Below are 12,704 nucleotides of genomic sequence, written 5' to 3' on the forward strand. Positions count from 1 at the left end.
TTACAAGAAATATAAGTTGAATAGTAAAGTAGTCACTATTAATAATCGTATTGTCTGTTATTGTTAGTTCTTTTATAAACTAATCTTCATTCGCTTGTCTTTGAAACTTGTCACACACACTATTGAATCACTATTTTATGTTTTGAAATACCCAAAGATGTGGTGAGTGTAAGTACATAAATACCGGCCTCCATATTGTGCACATCTATTGAAATATTCTTTTGATCTATTTTAGATTTCGTACCGATAGACTTTCCATTGATTCCATGTATAGTATAATCGGTAACCGTTCCTTCTCGCATTTGAATAAATAATCGATCCGATGATGGAACAGGGTAGATACTTAATTGGTCGAGTACTTCAACATCAGATGATAAAACCTCGTCGTCATTATCTTGGTCGTCATCAGTGTTATCAGTATCATCTTGATCTCCATCATTAGGCGTTTCATCCTCATCGGGATCCTCCGGTGTTGTAGGTGTTTCTTCCTCTACTTCAACCTTATTCCCTCTCAAAATAAACATTGGGTGATTTGTTCCTTCTCTAACGATATGGATATCAAGTCCATTTAAAGCGTAGCAAACCGCTTCTGTACGTCCAGTACTTGGCCTTACTATTCTTTTTGCTTCTTTGGCAAACGCTTCTTCCCAAGTTTCGCCATCATTACGGGTGTATTCAATCAAATCTTCCACACTAATGATAATGGCTCTATGATTATCATAAGAGATATCCATTCCTGTAGCAGCATCAATATCTGCTCTTCCAATTTCTTCAGGTTCATGAATGGTATTATCATTATCTATCATTAATGGAATTGTATAAATAGTCGTATTCTTTGCACTACCTCTTTTGGTCACAAAAAAGATTCTATTGTTTGCTAAATCAACGGCCAGAGATTCATGATTATAAGAAGTCTCACCTCCATTATAAGCGTATTTTATTTCCTTGATAATATCATGATTCCATTGAGTATCGGATTCAAGATCAACTTCTGGCTCTTCCATTAATACCAATTGATACTGTGTTCTTTTAGTATTATTATCACCAAATGCAGCGACTATCAGATAGTTTTTTCCGTCTTTTTCAAAAGCGACTATATCTTCCCAATCTTTGTTGTTTACATCGTTGATTAGGCCATGTGATACAACATTGCCTAGTGTATCAATTAAATACAATAATGGATCATCTCCTGAATCATTGTGCACCCAAAAATGTCCTGGATATCTTCTTGAGGCACAAATTCCACTCATCTCTTCCAATAATGTACTTCCATACACAGGAGTTTCGACTATGTTTTCATCATATTCCACATAGTAATTTCCATTTTGAGCATACAGTGTTTGGGTACTCCAAATGAGGAGTAAAAATAATAGTAATTTTTTCATGGATTGACTGCTAAGTGTTATTGTTGCTTTTTTAACCTTTCTCCTGCCTGACCTGTTAGCTTCAGATAGTGATCCGATGGAAGCCCTTCGTAATCAGAAAATGTTCCATTAATTGGAGGTGTATTTGTTGCTTTAAAAATAGCTGTTCCTTCATCAATCTCATCAAACATTGCCACATATAACATTTCGGCTCCATGTTCGATGGCCAAGTCTACCTGTTTATTAAAGAACTTGCCTTTTAACCTTGGTATAGCATTCAATGAATTATCTTTTCCCTCCTCGCCTTTCATTCGTTTTAAATTATACCAGCTAAACCCAGGATAGATAGTAGGAACATAGTCCACAGCATTCTCCTGACACCATGCCACATCTTTAGCAATCTGAGTTTTGTAAACTTTGTTTTCTAAATGCTGCATTCTGAATCTACCTACAAACCAAGGTTGAACAATATCAGCTTTTCTAATTATTTCATGTACATAGTTATCAGGCTCACAATCACCATCCAAGGTTCTAAACTTTGTAGGTACGCCTAGCATAATAGAGAAATTACCGTACTCGGGATCATTTTTCACAAAATCCATAAAACGTTCAATTTCACTACTCTTTGCTGTGTAAGGTCTTTCTTGAAAACCAACCCCCCAAATCGCTACCAAAGGTTTACCATTATGGTGTAGGTAATTTTCTTTATTGACGCCTTTATTAAATTTTAATTCATCAATTAATCGTTGCCAATCGCTTACTAACGTTTCATAGCAACTCTCTTCTTTTTTTAAACCAGATAGATCATACATTACTGCAATAGCTCTTTGGTGCTTATTCGCAGCCTTAAAAGCATTTTTCAATACCTGAGTTGCCTCTTTTCTTCTTGGACCTTTTTTAGAGTTGTTGTAAAAACGTTGTACAAAAACACCATCTATTCCATACTCTTTCATCCATTTAAAATGAAGATCTACAGTAGATGCATCCAAAGAGCTAAATACAGTTGCAGGAGAACCATCTTTGTTTAAAAAATCTGTTGAATATGTCTTTTTATATTCAGACATATCTGGCCATAAGTCGACCGTTACATTATCAGGATTGAAACTTTTTGTTCCGTAATGTACCCAACCTCGGGCACCACCATCGCCTGGTGTTCGAAACCAACCTTGATAACCACACATCACTAATCCTTTATAGGAAGGATAATTAATTTTTTCTTTCTTCTTTTTGAAGGCCAATAACATTAGTAAGCTAAAAAATGCTACCAATCCTATTGTATATATTTTTTGTAATCTCATTTCACTCAAATCTTAATAATCCGTTCAATAGTTATCCTTGTGGATAATGTAAAAGTAGAAAAGCACTCAAATATTAGATTAATTGAGCATTAATATCCAGTTGGTCAATACAAAATATTTGTCCCCTCAAAGTGATCGATAAAGTCTACTGAATTTTTGGCCAATTAACGTTTAATTAATGGCCGATGCTACTTTTATGCAAAATTTAAACGACCACCTGAATTAGTTAATGAAATGAACAACTCTTTTAGTTAAATCGATTAACTCCTTTTTGATATTAATACCAAATAATTGGTGTGAAAAAGCTAAACGCACCTCATCAAGAAGATACTTCATTGCGACACTACTCTACTAACAAAAAAATCCAATTACAATTCTAAAAACATAGCCAGCGAACACTAGAACAGATGTAATTCATGATTCAAAATCATCATTTACATCCATACTAGCTCTTTTTACAATTTTTATTTAAACAAGCATGATAATGAAATGTAAACAACTATCAGTATTATTACTTATTTCAAACATGGTACTTTTTGGAGCATGTACCAAAGATGTTCTTCCTGAAACAACAATGGAGGAAGGTCTTGAATTGACGTCTTCAGCAAGAAATACCCTTTCTGAGGGTGAAGTAGTTGCGATACAAACTCCTCTTGAGGGATCCACTATCTCAGAAGGTTCCATTTTTATAGTGGAAGGATTGACAGATGAAAATGTTGACCTTGTTGCCTGTAGGTTGTGGATCGATGGAGTATTCCACAGCTACGACAAAGAAGCTCCTTATGTATTTACCGTTGAAGAATTGCCTTTAGGTGAGCATACCTTAATGGTAAGAGCTAATGGTGCAGATGGAGTAAACCACGATAGCGAAGTGATTACGATTACAATCGTTGAAGCCAACGCTCCCGGTTCTATTACCATCAATTCTATTTCTAATGGAGATACTTTTGAAGAAGGGGAATCTATTCATATCACTTCTACTAGTTCGGATGGTGACGGTATAAAAAGTGTAAGGCTTTGGATTGATGGAAATTACTATGATATCAATAAAGAAGCCCCTTATGATTTTACCATTGACCATCTCACGCCAGGAACATATGAGATTGTTCTAAAAATGAAAGATGAAAAGGACAACAACACTACTAGTGTACCTGTAAAGATTGAAGTAGAAGCACCCAAAGCCAAGGAAATTGTTTGGGAGGACTTTTCATTGGCTATTCTTCCTTATGTCAGAATGAGTGGCAACCAAGACATTATTATCGACAAAAGTGTGGTGGGTACTACCGAATTCTTAATCCTTTCTGCAAGTCATGGTAATCCTCCTGCTGGAAGTTATGAAAAAGAATCTACAGTAGAAGGAGGTGAATGGACAAAAGTAGCATACGGAGGCGATGATGATAAAAGTGCTGAAGTTTGGGTTCGTCAAGTCAATAATGATAATAAAAATGTGCATGGACAAATCAATACTAAAAATGCTGCTGCAAAATTATCTGTACTTACCTATGATGGGTTAATTAGTACAGGAGAAACACAAAACCTGCAATTTCATAATACTAAAGCTAGTATTGACCATAACGGTGAAGAAGGACCTTTCTTAGTGGTTATCGCTACTGATAATGGAAAAGAATCTAGTAATTCTGACTTAAACTATGGTTATAAAGATAATGGAAACGTTGGTGATGATATGACAATGTTGTACCTCACTCATGAAGATCAGTTTTACGATAATTCTTTCTCTGTTAGAGGAGGAGCTGTAAGTATTCAATTGATCCCTTAATGAATTGATATAGCATAATATCCAATGTTTTCAATTTAGGATATTGTTCATAAAAAAAGATGTTGAATCGATTCATTGATTCAACATCTTTTTTATGCTCTGATGAGTATGAATTATCTTTTAATAGGTATTTCCCATTTCTCTCAAGAACTCATTGTAATGCATATCGAATTTTTCATCGTAAATCGATTCATATTCATCCTTGAACTTATTGAAGATATCTTTTGCTACGCTATGCATTCCTTGTGAAGAAAGCAATTGACATTTAATCAAAGTAGCTTCTTCATGGATATGGTCATATTGTAAAATAGTATCACTAATTTTTAGTTTTTCCTGATTAGATAGTTTCACTTCTGATGAAGTAAGGTATCCGTACAACGTTTCGATTAGATGATTGACGATTTCAGCCTTCATCTCTTCCATCCACTCGTAATCTGTACCTAATAATAACTTTCCTGTATCAAGAATCTCTAATATTTTCAATAACGTTTCTCGTGATTGAGGTTTCACTAATAATTCTTTCAATTCGAAGAAAGGAATATTCACTTCCTCTCCAATTTCTAACTTCCAGAAATCAGCATCTTTCAAAAACTTAACTTCGCCTATGGTTTTACATAACCTTCTTAATTTGGTAAGGTTTACTCCTCTATTGTTTCTTGCCTTACTCAATGGCATATCATACCAAAACAGTTTTATCATTTTATCTGCCGACACACCTCTACCATTAATATATTGTGAGATGGTAATCAAGATAAACAACTGCTTAATTAGTGGAGTAAATTCATTAGAGATGTCTTTTCCACTACTATCAAAGATTCTAAACCCTCCAAAGAAGTTAATAGTTGATTTCTTTACTTTCGGTGGTTGGGCTTTAACAGGCTCCTCAATAGTAACGGTTTCTACAACAGGCTCAGACTTTGGTTTTGGTTCTTCTTTGGTTGCTAAAACATCCGAAGATACCGACTCCGTTTTTTCAATCACCGTTGTAGTTTGAGGCGACTCTTCAGTCTTATCCTCAATAGTTTTTCTAGATTTTCTCCAGATAACAACACCTACCATTAGAAGAGAGAAGGTCGCCATAAATAGAACTAGGTTCCATGATGCAGGCTCATCCTCAACAGCCACAATTTCTGCAGTCTCTTTTGGTAGTTCTGGAATATAAAATCCTCCCATTAAATTTAATGAGAACACTTTTATCTGTGATTCTACCCCTACTTTCTCAATCAAGATAGCATATAGCTTCTGGTATTGAGTATCAAAAGTAAGATCCACAACCGTTTTTAAATCACTGAAATTAAAAGGAATAGCTACGGGGAATACTTTCATTTCTCCAGAAGCTAGATCATAATTTCTTAGGGTAATTTCGTTTTTAAACTTATGGTTATCAAAAGTCAGAGCATACAATTGATTATCAGTAGTATCAACAACTACTGACCTTGCAGAAACAAAAGAATCTGATGGAGTATCCCAAGTAAATACTTTCTTTAATGTTGATGTATTTTCATTGAACTCATACAGGTCATAGAAGTTTTCAGGATTAATAATTTGCTGTCCTGATACACTTCCATATCCACCAAATAAATATACATGCCCTTTTTTGCCATAGCCGACACCGGTGTAATACCTCGGGGTGATTTTATCACCTGTTACATTGATATCGGTATAATTATTTTTCTCTATATCGTATTTTGTAAAATGGCTATTGAATTCATGATTGCCATAACCACCAAAAATCATAATTGATTTATTGTCCTTATCAAACCACTGAGCATGGTGTGTTGCTGTTTGACTTATTGGATAATCTGCACTAAACTTTTCAAACTTTTGGCTTTTAATATCATAAGAATAAACAAAATCTTTTTTGAGATTATACACCAATAGTTTATTCCCATTCTTTACTAAACGATTACGCACATCTGATTTTAGGTCGATTGCGAAAGGACCTACCTTCTTTGTTTCTGAGGTTTGAAAGTCATGTCGATATAAGTTTTTATCCTTAACAAAGTACATACCTGACCCGTTCTCTAAGAAAGAGTATAAACCTGATTGAATTGTTTCATTAAAAGAAGCATCCCATTTTGAATGCGTCTGCTTTACCCAAATTGGGTGCATCACTTTACCATTGTACTCAGGATTCTCTTTACAATGTGCCACTTCACCTTCTTTCTCATCTAGAGGCCAAGTGTACCCAGTGTTATCAGAAGTAATTTGAAGATTTTTCAGGGTCATTGGAGGCACATCATGGGCCTTAAAATAAGGGTTATTATTGGCACCAAAATAAAACTTCAGTCCTTTCATTGGAGAAATTCCATTCTCTACTTTGTAAGAATAAGTTCTATCGTCAAGGCTCAAAGAAATTTCATTGTTCTTGACGTCTAGTTTAAACTTAAGTTTCCTCCACTTTTTATTTAATGCGTTTCTTCTGTCTTTGTAGTTAAATTTTATAGGCGTTAATTGATGGTCGTAGATAATACTGAAATCATTAAACCTTTTCGACTTGTAATTATATACAATATCGATGTTCCGATGACTATCATCTATTATTCTTAAGATATAACCAAAGTAGTGTTTCGGTGATCTATTAAAAAATACATCGACAGTCAGTTCTAATTCCTCATTTACATTTAATTTCTTACCATCCATTAATTTTAGACCAGTACGTTGATCAATTAATGATTCGTGGCTACCAAATTGTAAACCAGCGGGTTGACTGACAACAGAATGGAAGGCAAAAACTAGTAAAGTGAGTAAAAAGTAAAAATACTTTTTCATATAAATGCAACCTGTTTAGTAAAGATTAAAAAATAAGTAACTCAATGAAGTGGTCAGTGCGTAGATAGATTTTTATTCAACTAATATTCTTTCTTTCAGAAAAGTAGTCATTTGAAATGTAAATTCATAATGAATTTAAAAAACCATTAACAATTTTCTTTTGTTTAAACAAATTATCTCATTGAGAGGCTATTTCACCTTATTTATCATGCTCTTTTTGGTTGAAAACAGTAATCTCAAATGCATGTGATTTTCTTTCCAAATTCGGTATTATAGCATTAGTAATAGTGTTACGATACATGGTATTTATATTTAAGTCAAAGTGATATTCACTTCCATCCATTGCTACTAACTAATGGGTGGAAGTGAATAATTTATTATTTACATAAAGATATTTTCTGTCATAGGTTCATCAGTCATCGTTACTTCTAGTGTCTTCCCTTCCATGATATCACTATGATCTATAAAAGGCTTTTTCAAATCCACCCCATCAAGTGTGATTTTCTTGATGTACTTATTTTCAATTTTATTGTTGATCGTCTTTACAGTGAAGTTTTTACCGTTTTCTAATTGAATACTAACGCTATCAAACAATGGTCTACCGATAGCATATGTAGTTTCACTTGGACATACTGGATAAAAACCGATACTACTTAAAATGTACCAAGCAGACATCTGACCACAATCTTCATTACCAATTATTCCTTCTGGTGTAGCAGAATAATGATTTTGAAGTAAGTAGTCTGCCATATACTGCGTTTTATGAGGTTCATTAATGTAGTTATACATGTAAGCAATATGATGACTTGGTTCATTACCATGAGCATACTGACCAACCATACCTGTTATATCTGCACTCGCATGTTCACCTGCTAATTGTGAACTTGTAGTAAATAAAGAGTCTAATTTTTCTTCGAAATAAGTCTCCCCTCCCATTAGGTCTTTTAATCCTTCTACATCATGCGGTACAAACCAACTCCATTGGTAAGCGTTACCTTCCGTATAATCATCTTTTCTATGTTGACTAAACTTCGGATCAAATGGCTCTCTCCAGCCTCCGGAACTTAATTTGCCACGCATAAAACCTGTTTTTGGATCATAGTATTTTTGGTATCTTTTCGAACGTTCCATGTATTTCTTATGGATCTCCATTTTACCAAGTTCTTTGGCCATAACGGCAATACAGTAATCATTGTAAGCATACTCTAATGCTTTAGAAACAGATTCATTTTCTTTGTCTGCAGGAATATAACCTAAGGTTTGGTTATAATATTTTCCCATAGGCATCATTTTTTCCTTTACGACAGGATCATAAGCAACAAACTCTTTGTCTTCGTTGTACTGACTTGCTTCTAGCATCGCTTGAAAAGCTTTTTCAACATCAAAGTCTCTAGCCCCTTTCATATATGCATCTACAATAACGGGTACCGCATGATATCCAATCATTGTTCCGGTATAATTTCCCATTAGTTCCCACTTTGGAAGCAATCCACCTTCATCATATTTTTTTAATAACGAACGGATGTATCCTTGGTTTTGTGAAGGCTGAATGATTGTCATTAATGGGTGAAGACCTCTAAAAGTGTCCCAAAGAGAAAATACAGTGTAAGCAGTATTCTGAGTATCTTTTTTAATTTGTTGGTCAATAGTTCTGTATCGTCCATCTACATCTGAAAACGTCATCGGAGCGATAAATGAATGATACATTGAAGAATAAAATATCTTCAAGTTTTCTTCATTTTTACTATTTGCATCTATCAGAGCAATTTTTTCTGACCATCTTCCTGATGCTTCTGTTTTTACTTGAGCGAAATCCCAATGGTTTATTTCCTTTTCTAAGTTGTTTTTTGCACCATCGATATCTACACTACTAATACCTACTTTCACTTGTACTTTTTCTGCCTCTGAAGTAGCAAATTGTAGTACTGCTTTTCCGTGTTTACCTGTATATGTTTTTCCTTCTACAACTTTATCATTACCGTAAATAGTATATCTAAATGGCTTATTGAATTTAGCATAGAAATAAACATGTTGTTTTCTTGCCCAACCTTTTGTGCTTTTTACACCAACAATCTCAGTATCACTAATGATTTTAATTGTATTCTCTAAGTTCTTATTGTTCGCAATACCCGTTGTCAAGTCAAGAATCATCCCTGCATTGTCTGATGCAGGATATGTATATTGATGAAAGCCCACTCTTGTTGAAGCCGTCAGTTCTGCTTTAATTTTATAGTCCTTCAAAAGAACGCTATAGTATCCCGGTTCAGCTGATTCATTATCATGATCAAAACGCGATCTATATCCCGAATCTGGATTTTCTGCATCACCATATTGTGTGTGTACCTCACCTGTAAACGGCATAATAAGCACATCCCCTAAATCACCAATACCTGTTCCTGAAAGATGAGTGTGTGAAAATCCGATAATTGAAGAATCAGAATAATGGTATCCTCCACATGCATCCCAACCAATAAAACGCGTATCAGGGCTTAGTTGTACCATTCCGTTTGGTGTTGTTGCTCCTGGAAAAGTATGCCCATGGTATCCCGTTCCTACAAAAGGATCGACATAAGAAAGCTTATCTGATAGTTCTTCTTTACCAACAGTACTATATTTCTGACACCCCATACAAAGGAGTGCCAGAACCAATAAATTCGTTATTTTCATTTTAATATTTTGATTTCAGATTGAAGTTTTAGTTGACCTTAGTTTGTTGTCTAAGTATTTCTAAAGAAGTCGTTCCATAACTCTCTCCAGGCTCTAATTGAGTATCATCTTCCCAATCATTGAATGAGTTGATAATCATTAAGCGAGAGGAGCCAATATTTTTCTTTGCCACATTCAATACATCTTTAAAGTATTGATCCTTTCTTTCATGTTTGTAAGAAGTACTCGTCGGCTTAGCAATTAATGGGTCGAAAGATGGTGCTACCGTAGGTACCCATTCTATTCCACCTTTTTCATTCATGTAATAGTCTTTACTATAATCCCAATGCAAGTCCAAGTATTGTGGAAATGCAGAATAACGGTCATAATAGTTGTCGTTGAACATGGTCGTGAATGAAACTGCGTCTAGAGCATTTTCATAAAACATCGAAAATCTAGCTGGAGGCACCCAACCATTTCCTTGTTCACCTAAAAGATACAGTTCATATCCTTCAGCACTCATTGTTTCTCTGATCTGACGGTATACATCCTGTAGATCATTACAATGTACGTTATGTGCTCCAATGATACTTACTAAGTATTTACCATCGATTTTCTGGTAAGTAGAATCTTGGAAGTAAGGAATCATTTGTTGGAAAATCTCTATCAAATCATCTACTCTACCAATATCTTCCAAAGTATTGTCTTCATCCAGATTGAAAGGTCCGATATTTAAACGGATAGAGAAGTTCATTGTTTTCTCAGTATTCTGCTCTCTAAAAGCTTCGATCATACTTACATCCAAAGAGTTAGAAGACTCTCTAAAACTAAACATAAAGAAATCTACACCTCCTGTTGTGGCCCATTCTATATGCTGTTTCATTGCCGTAGCATCTCCGTTTTCATATTGCCCTGCCAATGGCACTTCTTCTATAGCTGGGTTCCATTTATTTTGAGTATAAAGTGCCCCAACCAAGTAATCTTGCGTCACTGGAATTTCTTCAATTTCCTGACTTAGAGGATGCTCTTCGATTGTTTCATTTTCTGGTTCACATGATATTCCAAAAAATGCAAAAACACAGATAAGGCTAAGTTTATATATATTTTTCATAAGTCAGATGTTATAGTCTCTCGATAATTTCAAAATCAATTCCAGCCGCTTCGTATTCTTCTAGCGTCGTACCATAATAGTATCTCAATACATCGGTATTCATGATAGGGTTCATCGCTCCCCAATCTTTATAATTTTTTGGAACTGATAATTTCAATCTTGTATTTAAGAAATCAGCACCACCAAGATGAGCCAATCCTTGATAATATCCATTCGTGTTTAATCTTTGCTCCTTTGTAGGGAATAAGATTCTCTCCGGAAGATTCGTTGCTTGTCCTACACCATTTTGATCTGAATTGAAATGAGGAGGCAAATCAAATATTCCATTTGTTCTTCGAATTAAACACCAAGCATCAAAACCTTGGAAGAAACCTGCAATCCATCGTTGAACTAATACTTGTTCGATTGGACCATTTTCGACTTTTGCAGTAACAATAGATCTATAATCTCTAACTCCTTCAGACTTTGTTCCCCATTTCACTCCATCATTCTCTAGATAAGTATCTACACTCTCAGAGATTTCATGCTGAGCAAATGAAGCTCTAATCCCTTCGTTATAGTAGGCCTCGGCAGATTGTCCACCACCCCAGTGTAGTAGTTTTGCTTCTGCTTTCATAAAACAAGTTTCAGCATAGCCTAAGATAGTTGGAGCATAGTCCTTGGCGTAATACTTCTCTGAAATATCAGAAAAACTATCATCTCCTAAACCACTATATGGATTTTGTTGATCCGTCAATGCCCAATTATCATGTGGTGTAGTTGATTTTGGTTTACCGACAAAAGGTGCATTGTATTCAACCACTACTCTCTCATCTGTTTGAGTAGTTAGAGTATCTCTTAATGTATACCCCAAAACAGGAGCCTGTGCATATACTTCAACTCTTGGATCTTTAAGGTCTCTTAGTTGTGTATAGAAAACGTGACTGAATCGTTGTAATTGACTGCTACTATTTTGGTGTCTGAATTCTCTGTAGAAGTAATTCCAGTTTTCTTCCAGAGTACCCCATGCAGCAACTACTGCTTCAGATTCCATACCGATCAAATCAGCTTCTCTCTCCATTGCTAACTTACCAAAATCGGTAATGTTCGCTCCCATATTTTGGTAACGTAAGGCTAATTTTAACGATAATGTATTCGCAAATTTTCTCCACTTGTCGATATCTCCATGGAAAATAGGATCATCCATTGTGTCCTCTCCTGTTTCCATTACTTCATACGTTTCTGAAAGTGTCGTTAATAAGCTTTCTAGAACTTCTTCTTCACTATCAAAACCAATGCTTAGTTTTTGTTGCCATGCTTCAGAGTAAGGCATTGGCCCCCAAGTTCCTAAAATCACAGAAGCCAAGTATGACTTATAAATTTTGGCCATACCCACTTGGTTGACATATCTTGGGTTATCACCATAAAGGTCAATGATAGACTGAAGATCCATAATCAATTGAGTATAAAAATCTTCCCACCAGCTTTCTCCTAGAGGATCAGAATACCAATAAGTATTGTAAGGACCTCCACCTGCAGTAGTATAATGTGAGTATTGTAAATACATTTTATTGGCAGGATCACCTTTCACCACATCCAACGATTTTTTTACAACACCCGGGAACAATACATCCGGTGTAGCAGTCTGAAACTCATGAGGGTTGGTATTTAACTCCTCAAAGTCTTGTGTACAACTCGATGCACTACATAGAATTGCACTTGCGATAATGATATTGTTGATATATTTCTTAAACATG

7 protein-coding genes are annotated in these 12,704 nt (G+C 35.1%); 1 reads left to right on the forward strand and 6 read right to left on the reverse strand.

Features of this window, described 5'->3' with window-relative positions:
• Window positions 1-119: 119 nt before the first annotated feature.
• Together QL232_RS16630 and QL232_RS16635 are read right to left on the reverse strand one after the other, a co-directional pair.
• Window positions 120-1,385, reverse strand: a complete 1,266-nt coding sequence (locus QL232_RS16630) for a T9SS type A sorting domain-containing protein (protein ID WP_281614986.1) — start codon at window positions 1,383-1,385, stop codon at window positions 120-122.
• Between the two features lie 17 nt (window positions 1,386-1,402).
• On the reverse strand, window positions 1,403-2,662 hold the full coding sequence (locus QL232_RS16635; protein ID WP_281614987.1) for a glycoside hydrolase family 71/99-like protein: 1,260 nt from the start codon (window positions 2,660-2,662) through the stop codon (window positions 1,403-1,405).
• Between the two features lie 484 nt (window positions 2,663-3,146).
• On the opposite strand from QL232_RS16635, the gene QL232_RS16640 reads away from it, so the two are divergent.
• Window positions 3,147-4,439, forward strand: coding sequence for an Ig-like domain-containing protein (locus QL232_RS16640; RefSeq protein ID WP_281614988.1), 1,293 nt, complete (start codon window positions 3,147-3,149; stop codon window positions 4,437-4,439).
• Window positions 4,440-4,559: 120 nt separating this feature from the next.
• Here QL232_RS16640 and QL232_RS16645 read toward each other — a convergent pair whose 3' ends face one another.
• From QL232_RS16645 to QL232_RS16660, 4 genes are all read right to left on the reverse strand, one after another.
• Window positions 4,560-7,211 (reverse strand): hypothetical protein, encoded by a 2,652-nt coding sequence (locus QL232_RS16645; protein ID WP_281614989.1) that lies wholly within the window; start codon window positions 7,209-7,211, stop codon window positions 4,560-4,562.
• A gap of 381 nt (window positions 7,212-7,592) precedes the next feature.
• Complete coding sequence (locus QL232_RS16650; RefSeq protein ID WP_281614990.1) at window positions 7,593-9,878, reverse strand: GH92 family glycosyl hydrolase; 2,286 nt, start codon at window positions 9,876-9,878, stop codon at window positions 7,593-7,595.
• Between the two features lie 28 nt (window positions 9,879-9,906).
• Window positions 9,907-10,968: a glycoside hydrolase family 99-like domain-containing protein gene (locus tag QL232_RS16655; RefSeq protein ID WP_168885079.1), complete on the reverse strand. Its 1,062-nt coding sequence runs from the start codon at window positions 10,966-10,968 to the stop codon at window positions 9,907-9,909.
• A 10-nt stretch (window positions 10,969-10,978) separates the two neighbouring features.
• Window positions 10,979-12,703, reverse strand: a complete 1,725-nt coding sequence (locus QL232_RS16660) for a SusD/RagB family nutrient-binding outer membrane lipoprotein (RefSeq protein ID WP_281614991.1) — start codon at window positions 12,701-12,703, stop codon at window positions 10,979-10,981.
• Between the last annotated feature and the right edge of the window lies 1 nt (window position 12,704).

The organism is Flammeovirga sp. SubArs3 (assembly GCF_947387565.1).
Taxonomy (GTDB): Bacteria; Bacteroidota; Bacteroidia; order Cytophagales; family Flammeovirgaceae; genus Flammeovirga; species Flammeovirga agarivorans.

Coding starts and splice junctions, on each gene's coding strand:
- QL232_RS16640 (WP_281614988.1), top strand. CDS start 3,147: ATGAAATGTAAACAACTATCAGTATTATTACTTATTTCAAACATGGTA.
- QL232_RS16635 (WP_281614987.1), bottom strand. CDS start 2,662: ATGAGATTACAAAAAATATATACAATAGGATTGGTAGCATTTTTTAGC.
- QL232_RS16645 (WP_281614989.1), bottom strand. CDS start 7,211: ATGAAAAAGTATTTTTACTTTTTACTCACTTTACTAGTTTTTGCCTTC.
- QL232_RS16655 (WP_168885079.1), bottom strand. CDS start 10,968: ATGAAAAATATATATAAACTTAGCCTTATCTGTGTTTTTGCATTTTTT.
- QL232_RS16630 (WP_281614986.1), bottom strand. CDS start 1,385: ATGAAAAAATTACTATTATTTTTACTCCTCATTTGGAGTACCCAAACA.
- QL232_RS16650 (WP_281614990.1), bottom strand. CDS start 9,878: ATGAAAATAACGAATTTATTGGTTCTGGCACTCCTTTGTATGGGGTGT.
- QL232_RS16660 (WP_281614991.1), bottom strand. CDS start 12,703: ATGTTTAAGAAATATATCAACAATATCATTATCGCAAGTGCAATTCTA.